The organism is Companilactobacillus baiquanensis, from assembly GCF_003946605.1.
Taxonomy (GTDB): Bacteria; Bacillota; Bacilli; order Lactobacillales; family Lactobacillaceae; genus Companilactobacillus; species Companilactobacillus baiquanensis.
The window spans coordinates 355,790-375,685 of record NZ_RHOQ01000001.1; the positions used below are offsets into that span (position 1 = coordinate 355,790).

Sequence of the window (19,896 nt, forward strand, 5' to 3'; positions counted from 1 at the left end):
TAAAAATAGCTCTTTCTTTAAATCGTGGTTTTTAAGGTTACATAATATGTATTATAAGAAGCTGTATTTTGAACTTTGATTACTTGTTTTTTGTTTTTTTGATAATGTTTTCGTAAAACATTTAATTTAAATGTATTCTATTATTTTTAAAATAAAAAAAATCCCAATTTACATTAGGATTTTGCAGTTGATGATTTATTTACTTGATATTCTTTGATAACATCCATAAATCTTGTTCCGTATCTTTCTAGTTTGGCATTACCAACACCGTTAACTTGTAAAAATTCGTTATCAGTTGCCGGTAATTTCTGTGACATATCTTTTAACGACTTATCTGAAAAGATAACGAATGGTGGCAAGTCCTGGGCATGAGCAATATTCAAACGCAACTTGCGAAGCTCTTCGAATAATCCTTCGTCAAAACTTCCATCAGAGACGATCGAATTTCTACGCTCTGGGATAACAACATTTTTACGTCCAATGATCGTATGACCCCTTAAAGCTGAAGCTCCAGTCTCAGTGAGCTTTAAAATTGGATAAAGGCCATTGGTCATATTCAAAAAGCCGTTTGCTACCAAAAAATCAATAAACTCATTAATAGATTTTAAAGTCCAATCTTTTAATAATCCAAATGTCGGTAATTGTCCAAAATTACGCCAATCATTTGCAACATCATCTTTGCCAGCTAGAACGCGAGAAATGGTCTTTTTACCGTAGTTTTGCTTCATTCTAACCACACAGCTAAGTATCTTTTGAGCATCACTAGTAACATCAGTAACTTCACGATTATCTAAACAATTAGAACAGTGTCCACAAACTTGGGTAGTATTTTCACCAAAGTAATTTAAAATAAATTGCATTAAGCATTTTTCGGTTTTAGCATATTGATTCATTTTTCTTAATTTTACATTCAAGCTCTGCTTGTAGGAGTCATCAGCCTCTGATTGTTCGATAAAAAACATATGCAACCTTAAATCAGCAGGCGTATACAACAATACAGCTTCAGCGGGAAGTCCATCACGACCAGCTCTACCGACTTCTTGATAATAATTTTCAATAGTGCCAGGAATCGTAAAATGAAGTACATATCTTACGTTAGTTTTATTTATACCCATACCAAAGGCATTAGTAGCAATGATCACATCAACTTTATCAAATAAGAAAGCTTCTTGCTGATCATGTCTTTCTTCGTCACTTAATCCAGCATGGTATTTACCTACATTAATACCCCTATCCTTCAAAAAATCATATAGCTTATCGACATCTTTTCTTCGACCTGCATATATGATTCCCGACTCGTTTTCGTGTGATTTAACATAATTTAAAACATACGAAAATTTATCGACACCACGTTCGACCTTCAATGACAGATTATTTCTGGCAAAACCAGTTTTAATAACATTTTCATCTTTAACATTCAAAATGGACATTAAATCTTCTTGAACTTGATTTGTGGCGGTAGCTGTTAATGCTAACCAAGCTGGATTACTTGGCAATTGATTTAACGGTTCGATAATATTCAAATAACTTGGTCGAAAATCATGGCCCCAAGATGACAAAACGTGAGCTTCATCAATCGCTAATAAATCAATCGGCAACTGTGTTAGCCAACTATAAAAATCAGGATTTTCTATTTTTTCGGGTGCAGCATACAGTAACTTTACCGCACCTGACTCAATATAGCGCATTCGTTCCTCTAAATCGTGATACTCTAACGTACTATTAATAAATGTTGCAGGGATATTTAATTCATTTAAACTATCCACTTGATCTTTCATCAAAGAAATCAATGGAGATATGACTAAAGTTAGACCTGAAAACATTATTGCTGGTATTTGATAACAAATCGACTTACCTCCACCAGTTGGCATAATACCTAGAGATCTCTTGCCAGATAACACTCTATCGATTATTTCTCTTTGGCCATTTCTAAAATCGTCATAACCAAAAGTTGATTTTAATATGGACTGCGGATCGTTCAACTTAAAAACTCCTTATTTATAGAATACAGTTACTAGAATATCACTAAATGGTTTATCTCTAAAACAAATTCAAATACTTACATGCATTCCAGATGCCATTATCACTAACATCACTGGTTACATAGTCAGATAATTTCTTAATTTCGTCGATACCATTCCCCATTGACACTCCATATCCCACTGCATTAAACATTTCAATATCATTCTCCTCATCACCAAAGGCTAAAGATTCATTAGCATCTATATTCATTGCCGTGAGGATTTTATTAACACCAACAGACTTATTCGAATTTTCCATAGTTATATCATAAACTCTTGGTGCTACTTTTACAGCTTGAATTTTAGGAATTGGAATTTCAAATGATTTTTCGCTTCTAACTATCATTTGAATAACCTCGCTTGGGATTTCCCCCTCCCCTATCCTTTCAAGTCCCATAGAACCATCGTCTAGAAATTTGGAATTACGATTAATAAATAAATGATCGTCGGTTTCAAAACAATAATCTATCTTTCTATGATCAAAATATTCTACTATTTCTTTTACTTGTTCGTGATCAAAAGTATCATGAGATACTTTTTTATTTTGAAAAACCACGTATCGTCCATTATTTGCTATAAAACTATCGATCTTCAAAGCATCCAAAAGTTCTCTGATCATTCCATGGTTTCTTCCCGTAGCAATTATTGGTTCAATTCCAACCGATTTTAAATTCTTAATTGCCAATTTTGTCGATTCTGGAACTCTCTGTAACATGGTTGTCTGATTTTTGGGATCACTGTGCTCTGCAAGAGTCCCATCAATATCAAAAAAGGCTAGTTTGAAATTAGTCACCTTTACTTACCTCTTTTTCTAAGTTTAGTAATTCTCTCTTCATTGGTAATCCCCCACGATAACCACCTAATCCACCATTCTTAGATAAAACCCGATGACATGGAACGATAATTGAAACAGGATTTTTGCCAATAGCGGTCCCCACTGCTCTGACCGACTTAGGACGACCTATTTTTTCCGCAATGGCAGAATAATTACTGACCTGTCCATAAGGAATTTCTTTTAACTGATTCCAAACTTGTTTTTGAAACTGTGTTCCTGATACATCTAGTGTTAAATCAAAACGAGTTCTCGACCCGTCTAAGTATTCTTCAAGTTCTTTTACATACGGTTGATTTATTTTGTCGTCATAAACAAGATTATCCTTTTTAAAGAAAAATCTTAATTCATCCATATTACCATTTTGACAACCGACAAATGCTAATCCTTTATTTGTTGATGCAATTAAATACTCTCTATTATGAATTTTTATTTTAGAATAGAAAACTTCTCGTGCCATTGTATACACCTACTTTGTAATAGGTTTATTATATGCTATAATTCACTTAAAAATCTTGCTTTTTAATTGGAGTCATTATGAAAAAATATTTACTGACCAACCAAAGATGGAATGCAATTATAAGTAATGATAATCACTTTGATGGAAATTTTTATTATGGTGTAACTACAACTAAAATATTTTGTAAGCCGTCATGCAGTTCTAAAAATCCTAATAAAGATAACGTTAAGATTTTTAAGACCGCCTCTGAAGCAGTAAAAATGGGATTTCGACCTTGTAAAAGATGTCATCCTGCTGGAATAAAACTATCTGATAATGAGTGGATCTTGCAAATAGAGTCATATTTAAAAAATAACTTCAAACAAAAAATAACGTTGAATAAAATTGCTGAAGACTGCCATAGCAGTCCATATTATTTACAACGAACTTTCAAAAAAATAGTCAAAAAGACACCTCTATCATACTTAAGTGATGTTAGATTAAATTACGCAAAAGAATTATTAACGAATACAAATTTAACAATCAACAATATCTCACTTGAAAGTGGATTTTCCAGTGATACATATTTTATGACTTTTTTTAAAAAGGAACTGGGACTGACCCCTAGTGAGTATAGAAAAAAAGTGAAAGGAGCTATTCATGGTTAAAATACCTTATAAAACTGGTTTTGATGCTTATTTAAAAACTAGACACATCTCTAAAAGAGCTAATGTTGAATATACTAATTCATTGAATGATTTCTTTTCTTTTGTAATTGAGCATAATTCTGAATATCAAATATCTGAAGATATTAAGGATGTACATGAAATAGACGTTAGAGAATTCAAAAATTTTATGCTGACTAACTTAGAGTTAAGCCCTAGTACGATCAATAAAGTTATTAGTAATTTAAATGTTTATTTCAAATATATCTTTGGTATCAAAAAATCCATTGAAATTCCTACTTTATACGTTAATAGTGTTACTGTTCCTAAACAGTCAGATTTTCCAATCGAAATATTCTTGGAATTGCCCAAGTATTTAAACAAAGAAATAAGTGTTTATACAAGACTACTGATTTTGATCATATCTAAGGGCTTTAACTATAAGGATGCCTTAGCACCTGACTTTTATAAAACCTTTCGACAATTAGAATTTGCTCAATACGAAAAAAAGTTCTTAAATATTTATGATGCCTTTATTGAACCATATAAAACATATTGGAATGATGACAATTTATTTTTAAGCAGAAATAAGGCGGCCAACACTCCGCTATTATCTGTTCCGGCCTTACATCGTGATTTAAAAAATGACAGTGCTGAATTGGGATTAGATTTAGCCCCTAAAAAACTCTATACTACATTCATTTTAATTGCTTTAAGTACAAAACACATTTCAAAAGATCAACAACGTGCCCTAGATGCGTTAGATACTGCATCTATTTTATACTATCGCCGTTTAAAACGTGAAACCTACTTTACATTAAATAAGGAGTGATCTATATGAAAAATATTGCAGTTTACTGTGGCGCTGCATCTGGAAATAAGGCAGTTTTTAAAGAAAGTGCCATTAATCTGGGTCATTGGATCGTTAAAAATGATTACGGATTAACATACGGTGGAGGTCATTTTGGACTGATGGGAGTTATTGCTGACACGGTGTTGGCCGATCATGGATATGTTCACGGCATAATAACTGAAACCTTAAATGAACGAAATTTATCTCATCAAAAGCTTTCAAAACTTGATATTGTTGACAGTATGGATACACGAAAAATATTGATGCTCAGTGACTCTATCGCCAGTATTGCTCTACCCGGTGGTCCTGGAACACTAGAAGAAATATCAGAAGCTTATTCTTGGACTAGGATCGGCGATAACAATAATCCCTGTATTTTTTATAATGTGAATCATTACTATGATCCTTTAGAAAAATTCTTTGATAGTATGACAGAAAATGGCTTCTTAGATGAATATGCTAGAAAATCACTTCTGTTTTCTGACTCATTAGCTGAAATAGGTAAATTCATTCTAAATTATAAAACACCACCCATTAGGCATTTTTAGATGTTTAAACATATCGTTTTACTTTTTGACTAATTGAGGTTATATTGTACTTGTCAGATGAGATAAATGAATCTCTTATCTGACTGAATACTCCTTAAATATATAACCATCATTTAATTTCCCCCCTCAATTATTGAATGATGGTCCCTCCCAATTTCAAGATTAATTTGTATAAATTTTAAATATCAATAATTCCATCAATTCCCTGACAAATAAACAAGCCATATCAGAAAAATCTGATATGGCTTGTTTTACTTTTATTTAATAAATGCTGTAATAACTCCGGCCACTACTACCAAGGCTAATCCTGATAGAACTGCAACCATTTCTTTTTTTGTTTTCTTTTCATGTAATACGTAAATTCCACCAAGAGTCGCAATGATAACGCTCATTTGAGATAAGGTGAAACCTGTTGCCAATCCATTGACATCAGGACGAGCTGATATCAAGTAAGTTAAAGCTGCTAAGGCAAAGAAGAAACCACTAATTATATTAGTGTATGAACTTTTTGTGGTAAAAGGTTTAGAATCTCTGTTGCTTTTAGTAACTACTGCAAAGATCGTGGCAACAACCGCCATACCTAGTGCTTGTGGTAGAAATGCTTGGAAACCGTCAACTTCGATTGCTTGAGGGAAAGCTGAATATCCTAGATAACCTACTTCAGCAAGTAAAACCAAGATAACACCCTTAACTGCGCTAGATCCACTCTCTTTTGTCTTATTCTCACCATATGTTGTCAAATAGACACCAATAATAATAAGTAAGATCGAAAAGAATCCAATTAATTTAGCACTTGTACTAGACCACTCTCCTAATACCAATACTCCCCACATTGAAGCACCAATAAGTTGAAATCCAGTTGAAATAGGCATTGTTCTGGATACTCCCATTTCAGTAAATGCATAGAATACTAAAATTTGTCCTAAAGACCAGCATGCACCAGAAATGAAAGTAAAAAGAAATTCTTTTCCGCCAATAATTGAAGTCTGCTTAACAAGTGCCACAACAATGGCCATGATCAAAGTTCCATAAGTAGCTCCAAGTATTTGATTAATTGGCTTTCCACCAAATTTACCAGTCAAGATTGGAAATAGACCCCAACCGACCATTGGCACAAGACCAATTAATATATTTAATGCATTCATTTAAAAACTCCTTTTTCTTAAATAAAAGCGCCAAATAAAAACTGCTAGATTTCGAAAAAATCTAGCAGTTTTTGACGATAAAGGTATTATACATATATAAGATAACGTTTTCAAGAAAATAAGTCATTTTTTCACAAATAAATTCGATACTTTTTTGTTTATATTATTTTCATAAAATACTTGGTAAAAAATAATTATTAAAAGTTTTCATTCAATGGAGGAACAACTTGTTTCTTACGTGAGACAACGCCTGGTAAGGAAGCCTTGTTATTTTCAACTTTAGTATTTAAAGCTTTTTCGAAAACAGGGATAGCGTTTTCATCTCCTAATACTAGGCCAGTAGTATCACTAGTAAGGATATTTGTGATTAAAAGAATGAAAAGATTATAACCATTACTTTCATTCTCATTTGTAATATCAGCAGTAAATTCGGCTTCACGTTTCAATGTATCAGCAATATCAACTGTATTTACTTGAGCAATACGTACACTCTTGCCGTTCATATCAAAGCTCTTTGCATCCATGTCGATCAATTCTTTTGTAGACTTGCTATCAAGATTTGTTCCTGCTTTTAACATGTCAAGACCATAAGATTCATAATCAATTCCAGCAGTTCTTGATAGACTCTCTAAGGCATCTTTATCTTCATCAGTTGTTGTAGGTGATTTCAATAAAAGAGTGTCAGAAATGATTGCTGAAGCCATTAATCCAGCTAATTCAGCAGGTAATTCAACATCTTCTTCAGCGAACATTTCCCAAAGAATAGTACTTGTACATCCAACTGGTTGTGCACGATAAAATAGAGGATTTGCTGTTTCAAAGTTAGCAATTCTGTGATGATCTACAACGTGAGTAACTGTTAGATCATCAATATCATCTAAACTTTGTTGTTTTTCATTATGATCAACAAGCATAACTGACTTAACTTCGCCATTGGCTGCTGAAATTACACGAGGATATTTAGCATTAAATTTATCAAAAACATACTTTGTTTCTTCATTTGGTTCACCCAAAGCAACAGCTTCAGTATTGTAACCTAATTGATTTTGTAAATATGAAAATGAGATAGCTGCAACCACAGCATCTGTATCAGGATTCTTGTGTCCGAAAACTAATTCTTTTTCTTTAGTCATTTAAAAATTCCCCTTTTTATATTTTATCTTGAAGATTTTAGACGTTCGATATAGCCCACTTTGTCTAAGAAACTACTCCACTCCTCAAAGAATTCTTTGATCCGTGGAATCTTTTCTTTATCTTCTCGATATACAAATGATAATTCACTTGATATAGCTGGTTCAAGTGGTGTTTGATAAAGTTTTATTAATGATTCATGTGCAAGGCAAAAACTAAGCGGTAACCCTGTATAAATATTTTCTGATTCTTGAGCAAATTTAAGTAACTGATATGGAGATGAGAATCTAGCAATAACATTAGGTGTATCAACTAGTGCATCCCTAAAATGTTCCGTCAGCAAATCGGACAAATAATAATCCTCAAGATAAGCCGCCCAAGGACGTCCAACAGCATCTTTATAAGTTGCTTTACCTTTTTTATTAATGCGCTCGTTGTCATGGATCAACATAATATTGTCACTAATGATCTTCTTTGATTTATATATTTTCCAGTTTTTTATATTCTCATCTGGTAAATACATAATTGCAAGATCAATACGGTTATTTTCAATATTATCCCAAATATCTTTTCTAGTTAGAGAGTTCAACTCAATTTCAATACCAGGGTTGTTTTTCTTATACTCCACAATAAAATCTTCAATAACTACTGATTCAGTTGTCGCTAAGAGTCCAATACTAATTTTTCCAGTGGTGCTAGAAGATTCTTGTTGGATTTTATCTGTAACTGTATTAATTGTATTAAAAATATCATGAGTGGCCTCAAGAAGCGCTGTACCAGCATCTGTTAAGTAAATCTTTTTCCCCATACTATAAAACAATGGTGTACCAACAACGTGTTCGATCTTTTTTATCTGTTGCGTTAAAGCAGGCTGTGTAATACCTAAAGATTGAGCTGTTTTGGTGTAACTCATATTCTTGGTTAATTCATCGAAATAGTTTAGCGCTTTTGAACTAAATACTCTTCTTGATTTTTCATCCAGCAATCAGAAATCCTCCTAATCATTTATATAAGCTAATAATACTATATAACTTAAACTTATTGTTTATATAATAAATTATTTTTCAATTTGATTTTTAACAAAGCGAGTAGGATTACCATCACTTGCTGGATCCATAATAAATGAACCGTTAGAGTATCTATCTGAAATCGGATGATTCTTTTGATTAATTTTTATGATTTCATTTTTATCAGTAATTATTGATAATTCAACATTCTCAGTTAAATCTGTGACTAACTTGATTCTATGAGGTTCACGCTTTAACTCACGCAGCGTTAATATGCCTCTTTTGGCACGACTAGTTATCGGTATCTCTGATAGTTTCATCTGCTTGTATGCTCCACGTTGTGTTACTAAAGCCACTTTATTATTTGGATCAGTTAAAAAGAAGCCGGCAATTTCATCATCATCTTTTAGATTGACAAACTTAACACCGATCGCACGATTTCCAACGACTGGAACTTCATCTAATTCAAATGAGCAAGCATAAGATCTCTTAGTGAAAACATAGATCAAGCGGCTGATGTCAGTCACATAATATATATCTAGCACTTGAGCAGAACTATCCTTCAATTTTGCATAGCAACTGGCTCGTGACTTATAAGTCCTACCAGGAAGTAAGTCCTTAAATGCGACTTGCTTAATATAATTTTCGCTTGTTGCAATTAAAAAGCTGCCAGTTTGTTTAAGGTCACTAAAGACAAACGCTCGTAAAATAGTTTCATCTGCAGATAGCCCGATTTCTTGTGACAAATGAGAACCAGTATCCTTCCATCGACTATCATCAACTTCAAAAATTTGACGATAGATCATATTTCCTTTATTCGTAAAAATAAACAAATGATCCAATGTACTTACTTCACGATCTAAAATCGGATAATCTTCATCTTTTAAGCCATTATCATTAGTATCTGAAGCTTGATAAGAACGAAGACTGCTTCTCTTCACATATCCATCATGACTAACAAGTAAACGTACAGTCTCATTGGCAACTAATACACTAGTATCAACTTCAATTTCAGCAACTTTGGCTTCAATTTTAGTACGACGCTTGTCAGCATACGTTTCTCTAACTTTTGTTAATTCATCTTTAATAACTTTCATCAAAGTATCGTGGTCATTGATAATACTATTTAAATAGTCGATCGTCGTATTCAATTCTTTATCTTCTTTTTGCAACTCTGTAACGTCGGTATTAGTCAAACGATAGAGTTGTAATGAAACAATAGCTTCAGCTTGTTTTTCAGTGAATTGATACTCTTTTATTAAATTGTTTTTAGCGTCTGATTTATTTTTACTTGCACGGATCGTTTTTATTACTTTGTCTAAAATTGATAGAGCCTTAATAAGTCCTTGAACAATATGTAATCTCGTCTTAGCTTTAGCCAAATCAAACTTGCTACGTCGCAAGACAACGTTTTCTTGATGTTTAACATACTCAGTTAAGATTTTGACCAAACCAACTTGTTGCGGACGCATATCAGCGATAGCAACCATATTAAAGTTATAGGAAATTTGTAGATCAGTGTTCTTAAATAAATAATTTAGGATACCCTGTCCGTCAACATCCCTCTTTAATTCGATAACAATAGACAATCCTTGACGATCACTCTCATCGCGAACTTCAGCAATACCGTCAACTTTTTTCATGACACGAGCTTCATCGATCTTTTTAACTAATAAAGCCTTATTAACTTCATAGGGAATTTCAGTTACAACAATTTGAGATTTATGTCCACGTAGATTTTCAATTGAAGTTTTTGAGCGCAGATAAACTTTGCCACGACCAGTTTCATATGCTTCTCGTATACCTTTAGCACCTTGAAGAATACCTCCGGTTGGAAAATCAGGACCCTTAACGATCTTCATAAGATCATCCAAAGTCGAATCTGGTTTGTCGATCAATTTAATTGCGGCATCGATCACTTCACCTAAATTATGCGGCGGAATCTCTGTAGCATAACCCGCTGAAATACCGGTTGAACCATTTACCAATAAATTAGGGAACCTAGCTGGCAGTACTTTAGGTTCTTTCTCAGTATCATCAAAATTCCATTCTTCATCAACTGTATCTTTATTGATATCTCTAAGCATCTCAGCTGATATCTTACTTAGTCTAGCTTCGGTATAACGCATCGCAGCTGGTGGATCTCCATCCATCGACCCATTGTTACCATGCATTTCGATCAATGGTGCACGTAATTTCCAATCTTGTGATAAACGAACCATAGCTTCATAAATTGATGAGTCACCATGAGGATGGAAATTACCCATAACATTACCGACGCCTTTAGCCGACTTTCTAAACCCTTTATCATAAGTATTTCCGTCAAGATACATCGAATAGAGAATTCTTCTTTGAACTGGCTTTAATCCGTCACGGATATCTGGCAAAGCTCTTTCCTGAATAATCGATTTAGAATATCTCTCAAAACGATCTCCCATAATTTTCTCTAAAGAAATATCTTGAATTTTAGGAGAATTATTAACCAAATTTTATCACCTATTCCTTATTCAATAAGTCATCAACGATATTTTGATCAATAGGATCAGTATCATCAATTTTCTCTAAAATAGTGTCGCCCTCTTCAGTACCGTTAAACTTAACATTTTTTTCGATCCAGTCACGTCTTGGTTTTACCTTATCACCCATTAATGTTGTTACACGGCGTTCTGCTAAAGCAGCGTCATCTATATTAACTCTAATTAAAATTCTAGTTTCCGGATCCATTGTCGTCTTCCATAATTGGTCAGCGTTCATTTCACCTAAACCCTTAAAACGTTGTAAATCATAACCTTTACCAATTTTTTCGATTGCATCTTTCAATTCTTCTGGTGTCCATGCATATTTGATCTGGGTCTTAGCTCCCTTACCCTTTTGCAATTTATAAAGCGGTGGAAGAGCAATATACACATGTCCTGATTCGATCAATGGACGCATATAACGATAGAAAAATGTTAATAACAAAATTTGAATATGTGATCCATCGTCATCAGCATCGGTCATAATGATTACTTTATCGTAATTACGATCGTCTAATTTGAAGTCAGCACCAACACCTGCTCCAATTGTATAGATCATCGTATTTATTTCTTCGTTCTTATAAATATCTTCTAGTTTGGCTTTTTGAGTATTTAAAACTTTTCCTCTTAAAGGCAGAATGGCCTGAAATTTACGGTCTCTACCTTGCTTAGCGGAACCACCGGCTGAATCACCCTCGACTAAAAATAACTCATTCTTACCTGAGTTTTTTGATTGTGCCGGAGTTAGTTTACCAGATAGCAATCCGTCATTTTTTTTACTCTTTTTACCACTTCTAGTGCTCTCACGGGCTTTTCTAGCCGCCTCACGAGCTTCTCTTGCTTTTAGCGACTTCTTAACTAAGGTTTGTGCTTGTTCCCCGTTTTCCATCAAATAAAAGCTCATTTGTTCATAGACTAATTGATCAACAGCAGATCGAGCTTGAGGAGTTCCTAGCTTTCCTTTAGTCTGACCTTCAAATTGTAAGATCTCTTCTGGTATACGCACAGATATGATCGCTGATAAACCTTCACGGACATCGCTACCTTCAAGATTCTTACTATTTTCTTTTAATAAACCGACTTTACGGGCATAATCGTTGAAAGCTTTCGTTAGTCCAGATTTCATACCAGACTCGTGTGTCCCGCCATCAGCAGTTCTAACGTTATTTACAAATGAAATAATATTCTCTGAATAACCATCGTTATATTGTCCTGAAAATTCAATTTCAATGTCAGAATTCGTTCCTTCGACATAGAATATCCCACCAATTGTATCTTTATCTTCATTTAAGTATTTAACAAAAGATTGGATACCATCTTCATAGTGGAAAACATCTTCTTTCGGTTCTTCAGTACGGTTATCAATAATAGTGAATTTAACACCCTTAAGTAAAAATGCTGATTCACGTAAACGTTCAGCTAAAGTGTCGTAATTAAATTTAGTTGTCTGAAAAATACTAGCATCTGGCTTGAAACTAATTGTCGTACCATTACTTTCTTTTGTAGTACCGACTTTCTTTAAGGTACCAACTGGATGTCCACCATTTTCAAAACGTTCCTCATAAACTTTATTGTCACGAACAACACGAACAGTCATCCATTCTGATAAAGCATTTACGACTGAGGATCCAACACCATGCAGACCACCTGATGTCTTATAACTATTTTCACTAAATTTACCACCAGCATGAAGAACAGTTAAAATAACTTCAATTGTTGGCTTACCAGACGCATGCATACCCGTAGGCATACCTCGTCCATGATCGACAACAGTTATACTGCTATCTTTATTTATTGATACATTTATTTCTTTTCCATAACCTGAGAGTGCTTCATCGACTGAATTATCGACGATTTCGTAAACAAGATGATGAAGTCCACGTGAATCCGTGGAACCAATATACATACCTGGACGTTTACGAACTGCTTCCAGCCCTTCCAGAATTTGAATTGAAGAATCATCATAAGATGATTTTGGCATGCAAATCATTCCTTTTTTGTAGAATCTAAGTTAACATTTTACTATTATATCACTAGATTAAGATATTGATCTTAAGAATTGAACATATGTTCGCTCCTTTCAATTCTAACAGATTTAGTAGATAATGTCTTAGTTAGTATTTTTGTAAAAGTACCATAGAGTTACAATATACCAAAAAATTATAGCTAAGAGAGTGATTTTTAGAATGAAACTTCTAGTTTGTGCAATTTTAGCCTATTTAATCGGCTCATTCCCGACTGCATATATTGTCGGAAAGATCTTTTTTCACAAAAATATCTTTGAATATGGTAGTGGAAACGTTGGAACGACCAATGCCTATCGTGTCTTTGGTCCATTTGCCGGAACTTTTGTTTTGATCATTGATATTTTAAAGGGGACGTTAGGAGCATTAATGCCAGTTTTCTTTAATCTTGATCATCACTGGGTATTATTCATTGGAATATTCGCTGTTATTGGTCACGTATTTTCAATTTTTCTAAAATTTCGTGGTGGAAAGGCAGTTGCCACTAGTGCTGGTATACTTCTAGCCTATAATCCGCTACTATTTTTAATTTGTTTTATCTGTCTTGCTACAATCGTTTATCTTACTAGCATGGTAAGTGTGGCTAGTTTAACGACTGTTTTAGTCTTCACGATTGCTACATTGTTCATGCATGATTGGATTTTAACTACGGTTGCACTAATAGTGACTATTATCATTTACGTCAGACACATCCCTAATATTAAACGTTTACTAAAGGGAAAAGAAAATTTAGTACCAATTGGATTACGATATAAGAAACAACAAAAAAACGACCATTAAGCGGTCGTTTTTTTATTTGATTGAAATACTATAATAAGCTTCAAATTGATCATCCGGAGCCAATTTATTAATTCCATACTTTGTCTTAAATTGATTATCAGTATCAGTTTTATCAGCAATACCCCACCAAGGTTCGATACATACGAAATTACCTTCTTTAGGATATGGTGACCAAATCCCAACAAATTTGGCATTACCTGTATCAACAGTTAACTTATGATCTGACTTTTTACTCTCGATCGTTAAAACAGCAGGATCATTCAAACGATAAATAATTGCGTCCTCAGCAAAAACATCGTGTGTTAACTCTAGGTCCTGATTAGCAACTTTAAATTCCTTATTCAAGTCTATATTGCTTCCTACAAGAGGAATACTAGTTCTTAACTCACTAGGACTTATTCCAATACGAAAATCTTCAAAATTCAAATCTTTTTCAAAAGGAACCGAAAATCCTGGATGTGCACCGATAGAGAAGTATATATCATCATTTTCTAGATTATTAACGATATAACTCACTTGAATACTATCTTTAACTAGTTGATAAATAACTCTTAATTCAAAATGATAAGGATACTTTTGAATTAGTTCTTCATTAGTTGTCAAAAGAAAAACTAGTTTTGAGTCCGTTTGAGATTCCAATTCAAACTCTTGATCACGAGCAAAGCCATGTTGGTTTAGTTTATATTCAGTATCATCAATAAAATAGTGATCATCTTTTAAACGACCTACGATTGGAAAAAGAACTGGCGCATGTCGTCCCCAAATATTAGGATCAGCCTGCCAAATAAATTCAGTCTCATCACTATTTTTAACACTGATCATTTCCGCACCAGTAGATTTAACTTGTACGGTTAAATAGTCATTTTTTAATTGAAAAATTTCCATAGATCACACCACCCTAAAGGATGTAACGAGAAAGATCCTTATCGGCAACAATTTTACCGACTTGTTCTTTAACGTACTCTCTCGTAATTGTAATATCGCCCATCTGCATATCAGGTCCTTCATATAAAATATCTGCAAGGATTTTTTCAAGGACTGTAGATAGACGTCTGGCACCAATATTTTGATTGGCGTTATTAAGATCAAAAGCAACTTTAGCAATTTCTTCCACTGATTCTTTAGTGAAAGTTAAACTGATCCCATCAGCTTTTGTCAAAGCTACATACTGCTTAGTCAAGGCATTGTCAGGCTTAGTTAGAATTTGAATAAAGTCACTTTCAGTTAGGTCATTTAATTCAACTCTGATTGGGAAACGTCCTTGAAGCTCTGCAATGAGATCACTAGGTTTACTTTCTGCAAACGCACCAGATGCGATAAATAAGATATGGTCTGTATTTACGGCACCATACTTAGTATTGATCTGTGATCCTTCAACGATAGGTAAAATATCACGTTGTACACCCTCACGAGAAACTTCACCTGAACTTTTTTTGTCACCTGCAGCGATTTTATCAAACTCATCAATGAAAATAATTCCATTATCTTGAGTTCTTTCGATAGCTGATTGATAAATTTCATCATGATCAACACGTTTTTGCGATTCTTGTTGAATTAAAATTTCACGTGCTTCTTTAACTGGAAGCGTTCTTGTGATCATCTTTTTAGGCATCAAGGAATCCATCATACCGCTCATATCAATACCCATTTGTCCCATTTGATCATTCATAGGACCAACTTTACGAGATTCTTCAACTTTTATTGTAATCTCTCTATCTTCTAGTAAACCTTGATCCAATTGTTCTTTTACAGACAAGCGCTGATCACGAATAGAATCAGTCACTTCTGAATCACTGTCTGGATCATCATCATTATTATTTTGTCCTAGAGCATCCTGTAATCCGTTTGCTGACTGCAAGTTATTTAACATAGACATAAAATCCATATTATTTTCTTGACGACGTTCTTTTTTGATACCAGGAACTAATAATTTAACGAGCTTCTTATCAACATCTCGCTTAACTTCTGGTCTGATCTCATCAAATTTTTCTTTTTCTTCCATTGAAACAGCAACATCTACTAGGTCACGTACCATTGATTCAACATCTCGTCCTACATAACCGACTTCAGTAAATTTAGTAGCCTCAACTTTAACAAACGGTGCTTTAACAACTCTAGCAAGTCTTCTGGCAATTTCAGTTTTACCTACCCCAGTAGGTCCGATCATCATTAAGTTTTTTGGTGTTATTTCTTGTTGCATCTTCTTTGGAACTTGCATACGACGATAACGATTATATAGAGCAATGGCAACTGCCTTTTTAGCATCTTGCTGTCCAATAATATAATTATCTAATTGTTCAACGATTTGTTTTGGTGTTAGTGTCTCCATTTATTGATCTCCATTTTTAAAATTTGTCTGAAATAATATTCTCATTCGTAAAAATATCAATCCCTGAAGCTATTTTAATAGCCTCACGAGCAATTTCATCTGCAGTCATATCACTAGCATGTCTTTGCATAGCGATTGCAGCAGCTTGAGCAAAATTTCCACCTGAACCAATTGCAACGACATCTTCATCTGGTTCAATAACTTCACCACTACCTGAAATAAGTAATAAATTATCTTTATCCATTGCGATCAACATAGCTTCAAGTTTTTGTAAAGTAGGGTCCTTACGCCAATCTTGTGCCAACTCAACAGCTGAGCGCTTTAAATTACCAGAATAAGCCTTTAATTTCTTTTCAAGCCAATCTTGTAATGTAATAGCATCTGCAACTCCACCAGCAAAACCGATAACAACTTGGTCATCAAAAATTCGTCTTACCTTGTGTGCTGATCCTTTCATGATATATTTCTCACCTAAAGTAACTTGACCATCTCCTGCAATAGCAGTGTGACCATCATGTTTTACAGCAACGATTGTTGTCATTTATTTTACCATCCTATCTTGGAAAATATTTTTTATAGTCTTTTTGTAAGTGTTCCATAGTTACATGTGTATATATTTGAGTAGTTGATAGACTAGAATGACCTAACAACTCTTGAACCGTCCTAAGATCTGCCCCATGATCCAACATATGTGTAGCGAAGGTATGTCGTATCATATGGGGATGAATATCTGCAGTTAAACTAGTCTTTTTTATTACTTGATCAAGAACATACTCAATACCACGACTGGTTAATTCTTTACCTCTATTATTAACAAACACAAAATCATGTTCCTGATGATATTTTGCCATAAGTTTAGCTCTACCATCATCAATATATTCTTTTAATGCATCTTGAGAATAACTTCCAAAAGGAACATAACGATCTTTATCACCTTTACCATGAATTAAAACAATACCATTAGTAAAATCCAATTGACTTAATGTCAAATTTGAACATTCACTAACACGCATTCCCGTGGCATATAGTAACTCTAAAATTGCTGAATTACGCTGTGACAGCGGATCATCGCCTTTAACAGCTTCAAATAATTGCTGCATCTCTTTTTCATAAAAGAAATGTGGTAATTTTCTTCCTTTATGTCGTAATTGTACCAAATCAAACGGATTAGCAGATATATATTTATTCTTAACTAGGAAATTATAAAACGATCGCAAGGCAGAAATTCTCCTAGCAATCGTTTCGTCAGCGTAATCTTTCTCATCTAAATACGTCAAATAGGTTTCGACATCTACTCGATTAACTTCAGTGAATCCTTTAAATCCACCATTAGAATCTAAAAAATTAACAAAGTTATTAATATCTTCTAAATATGATTCTTTAGTCTTCACAGAATAATGATGATTAATCAATAAATAATCAACAAATTGATCAACTAATTTTTGTTCTAACATCTATTTTTGAATATCCTCTTCATAATCGCCATTTGGACAGATTATTTGACGTCCGCCTTTGACTTTCTTTTCAACTAAGTAATGACCATCTTTAGGACAATCACGACCAATAGGTTTATCCCATGAAACAAAGTCACAATCTGGATATCTTGAACAACCATAGAAAATACGATTCTTTTTAGACTTTCTTTCGATAACTTGGCCTTTTTTACATTTTGGACAAACGACACCAATTTCTTTAACGATCGGTTTTGTATTTCGACAATCTGGGAAACGTGAGCAAGCATAAAACTTACCATAACGTCCCATTTTGATAACCATTGGTGCACCACAGATATCACAATCCATACCTGCGGGTTCATCTTTAATTTGAACCTTTTCTATCTTCGATTCTGCTGACTCAAGTTCTTTAGCGAATGGTTTATAGTAGCTATCGACAACTTTGACCCAGTTTTCTTTACCTTCTTCGATCTCATCTAATTCATCTTCAAGATGAGCAGTAAAGTCAATATTAACGATATCTGGGAAATAATTTTGAATCAATTCATCAACAATTTCACCTAATTCAGTAGGTTCAAAACTTTTACCATTCAATTTAACGTAATAACGTCTTTGAATAGTATCGATAGTTGGAGCATATGTTGATGGACGTCCTACACCATTTTCTTCCAATGCTTTAACAAGAGAAGCTTCAGTAAATCTTGCAGGTGGCTGAGTAAAATGTTGAGCCGGATTATTGGCTTGTAATTTTGCCTTATCACCTTCAACTAATTCAGGAAGTATATTATCTTTTTTATTTGATTCAGCTGTACTTTGATATACCTTACGATATCCCGCAAACTTCATCTTGGAACCATTAGCTCTAAATTTAACTCCATTTTGAGTTAAATCTACCGCCATAGTGTCGTAAACAGCTGGTGTCATTTGGCTAGCAACAAATCTTGACCAAATCAATTCGTATAAACGATATTGATCACGGCTAAGAATGTCCTTTAATGACTTAGGTGTTCTGAATACTGATGAAGGTCTAATGGCTTCATGGGCATCTTGAGCACCTTCTTGGTTTTTGTCCTGACGTTTTTTCACAGCTGCAAATGGTTCGCCATATTCTTCATGAATGAAGTCAGAAGCTTCTGTTTGAGCAATCTTAGAAATACGTTTTGAATCGGTACGCATGTATGTAATTAATCCAACTGTACCTTCTTTACGACCCAAATTAATTCCTTCATACAATTGCTGTGCGACCATCATAGTTTTTCTAGTCTTATAATTTAAACGACGGTTAGCTTCTTGTTGTAAAGAACTAGTTGTAAAAGGTGCTGCTGGTAAGCGCTTACGCTCTTTCTTAGAAACTTTTTCAACGATAAAGTCTTCATTCTTATCAACACGTGATAGAACTTCTTTAACTTGATCATTATTTTTTAATTCTGTCTTTTTATTATCTAATCCATAGAAATTGGCATTGAAGACATCTTTATCATGTTTAAAAGTCGATTCAATTGACCAGTATTCTTCTGGAATAAACTTCTTAATTGATTTCTCACGTTCAATAACTAATTTTAAAGCAATTGACTGTACACGTCCGGCACTAAGTCCTTTTTTAACTTTTGCCCAAAGAATAGGAGAAATTGAGTAACCAACGATCCTATCTAATACACGTCTAGCCTGTTGTGCATCAACCAAATTCATGTCGATACTACGTGGTGATTTGAAGGCCTGCTTAACTGTATCTTTAGTAATTTCGTTAAATACAACACGGTTTTTATCTTCAGAATCCAAACCTAATAAATGAGAGACATGCCAAGCAATAGCTTCTCCTTCACGATCCGGATCGGCTGCCAGATAAACTCGTTTGGCCTTTTTTGCCTCTTTCTTTAAATCTTTAATAACGGGACCTTTACCACGAATAGAAATATATTTAGGTTCGTAGTCATGATCAAAATCTATCCCCATCTGACTCTTAGGTAAATCACGAACATGTCCTAAACTAGCTACTACATGGTAATTACGTCCTAAATATTTTTCAATTGTTTTTGCCTTTGATGGTGATTCAACGATCACCAAATTTTTTTGTTTTGATGGCACGCAAAGTGCTCCTTTCTGAATGAACCAATTAGAAATAAAAAACTGTCCAATATAATAAGTATTGAAT

General features: G+C 33.9%; 17 protein-coding genes. 4 read left to right on the top strand and 13 right to left on the bottom strand.

Annotation, left to right across the window (positions count from 1 at the left end; genetic code table 11):
- Positions 1–173: 173 nt before the first annotated feature.
- From recQ to EKM77_RS01780, 3 genes are read right to left on the bottom strand one after another with little or no spacing between them, the layout of a single operon-like run.
- Positions 174–1,982: a DNA helicase RecQ gene (recQ, locus tag EKM77_RS01770; protein WP_125592035.1), complete on the bottom strand. Its 1,809-nt coding sequence runs from the start codon at positions 1,980–1,982 to the stop codon at positions 174–176.
- Positions 1,983–2,040: 58 nt separating this feature from the next.
- Entirely contained in the window at positions 2,041–2,814 is a 774-nt protein-coding gene (locus EKM77_RS01775) for an HAD-IIB family hydrolase (protein WP_125592037.1), read from the bottom strand.
- On the bottom strand, positions 2,807–3,313 hold the full coding sequence (locus EKM77_RS01780) for a methylated-DNA--[protein]-cysteine S-methyltransferase (protein WP_125592039.1): 507 nt from the start codon (positions 3,311–3,313) through the stop codon (positions 2,807–2,809). Before EKM77_RS01780 ends, EKM77_RS01775 begins: the two co-directional genes overlap by 8 nt.
- Positions 3,314–3,390: 77 nt before the next feature.
- Between EKM77_RS01780 and EKM77_RS01785 the strand changes: the two genes are divergently transcribed.
- The 3 genes from EKM77_RS01785 to EKM77_RS01795 are packed head-to-tail and all read left to right on the top strand — an operon-like array spanning position 3,391 to position 5,358.
- Positions 3,391–3,960: a bifunctional transcriptional activator/DNA repair enzyme AdaA gene (locus tag EKM77_RS01785; protein ID WP_125592041.1), complete on the top strand. Its 570-nt coding sequence runs from the start codon at positions 3,391–3,393 to the stop codon at positions 3,958–3,960.
- Positions 3,953–4,789 (top strand): phage integrase N-terminal SAM-like domain-containing protein, encoded by an 837-nt coding sequence (locus EKM77_RS01790; RefSeq protein WP_125592043.1) that lies wholly within the window; start codon positions 3,953–3,955, stop codon positions 4,787–4,789. Before EKM77_RS01785 ends, EKM77_RS01790 begins: the two co-directional genes overlap by 8 nt.
- A 5-nt stretch (positions 4,790–4,794) precedes the next feature.
- Positions 4,795–5,358, top strand: a complete 564-nt coding sequence (locus EKM77_RS01795; RefSeq protein WP_125592045.1) for an LOG family protein — start codon at positions 4,795–4,797, stop codon at positions 5,356–5,358.
- A gap of 257 nt (positions 5,359–5,615) precedes the next feature.
- Here the strand turns inward: EKM77_RS01795 and rbsU are convergent, their stop codons facing one another.
- The 5 genes from rbsU to parE all read right to left on the bottom strand — a co-directional run bounded on the left by rbsU (position 5,616) and on the right by parE (position 13,138).
- Positions 5,616–6,503 carry a ribose/proton symporter RbsU gene (rbsU, locus tag EKM77_RS01800; RefSeq protein WP_125592047.1) on the bottom strand — a complete coding sequence of 296 codons (888 nt, stop codon included), beginning with the start codon at positions 6,501–6,503 and terminating at the stop codon, positions 5,616–5,618.
- Positions 6,504–6,700: 197 nt separating this feature from the next.
- Positions 6,701–7,636, bottom strand: coding sequence for a manganese-dependent inorganic pyrophosphatase (locus EKM77_RS01805; RefSeq protein ID WP_125592049.1), 936 nt, complete (start codon positions 7,634–7,636; stop codon positions 6,701–6,703).
- Between the two features lie 23 nt (positions 7,637–7,659).
- Positions 7,660–8,616: a LysR family transcriptional regulator gene (locus EKM77_RS01810; protein WP_377729283.1), complete on the bottom strand. Its 957-nt coding sequence runs from the start codon at positions 8,614–8,616 to the stop codon at positions 7,660–7,662.
- 75 nt (positions 8,617–8,691) lie between these two features.
- The gene (parC, locus tag EKM77_RS01815; RefSeq protein WP_125592053.1) at positions 8,692–11,127 is read right to left on the bottom strand and encodes a DNA topoisomerase IV subunit A; all 2,436 of its coding nucleotides are present in this window, start codon (positions 11,125–11,127) and stop codon (positions 8,692–8,694) included.
- 10 nt (positions 11,128–11,137) lie between these two features.
- Positions 11,138–13,138, bottom strand: a complete 2,001-nt coding sequence (gene parE, locus EKM77_RS01820) for a DNA topoisomerase IV subunit B (protein WP_125592055.1) — start codon at positions 13,136–13,138, stop codon at positions 11,138–11,140.
- Between the two features lie 205 nt (positions 13,139–13,343).
- On the opposite strand from parE, the gene plsY reads away from it, so the two are divergent.
- Positions 13,344–13,961, top strand: a complete 618-nt coding sequence (gene plsY, locus EKM77_RS01825; RefSeq protein ID WP_191987438.1) for a glycerol-3-phosphate 1-O-acyltransferase PlsY — start codon at positions 13,344–13,346, stop codon at positions 13,959–13,961.
- Between the two features lie 12 nt (positions 13,962–13,973).
- Here plsY and EKM77_RS01830 read toward each other — a convergent pair whose 3' ends face one another.
- Genes EKM77_RS01830 through topA form a run of 5 tightly spaced genes read right to left on the bottom strand, consistent with a single transcriptional unit; the run spans position 13,974 to position 19,829 of the window.
- On the bottom strand, positions 13,974–14,846 hold the full coding sequence (locus tag EKM77_RS01830) for an aldose 1-epimerase family protein (RefSeq protein ID WP_125592056.1): 873 nt from the start codon (positions 14,844–14,846) through the stop codon (positions 13,974–13,976).
- A gap of 13 nt (positions 14,847–14,859) precedes the next feature.
- Positions 14,860–16,290, bottom strand: coding sequence for an ATP-dependent protease ATPase subunit HslU (gene hslU / locus EKM77_RS01835; RefSeq protein WP_125592058.1), 1,431 nt, complete (start codon positions 16,288–16,290; stop codon positions 14,860–14,862).
- Between the two features lie 16 nt (positions 16,291–16,306).
- Positions 16,307–16,831 (bottom strand): HslVU peptidase proteolytic subunit, encoded by a 525-nt coding sequence (gene hslV / locus EKM77_RS01840; RefSeq protein WP_125592060.1) that lies wholly within the window; start codon positions 16,829–16,831, stop codon positions 16,307–16,309.
- A gap of 13 nt (positions 16,832–16,844) precedes the next feature.
- Positions 16,845–17,744: a tyrosine recombinase XerC gene (gene xerC, locus EKM77_RS01845; protein ID WP_125592062.1), complete on the bottom strand. Its 900-nt coding sequence runs from the start codon at positions 17,742–17,744 to the stop codon at positions 16,845–16,847.
- Positions 17,745–19,829: a type I DNA topoisomerase gene (topA, locus tag EKM77_RS01850; RefSeq protein ID WP_125592064.1), complete on the bottom strand. Its 2,085-nt coding sequence runs from the start codon at positions 19,827–19,829 to the stop codon at positions 17,745–17,747.
- Positions 19,830–19,896: the final 67 nt, after the last annotated feature.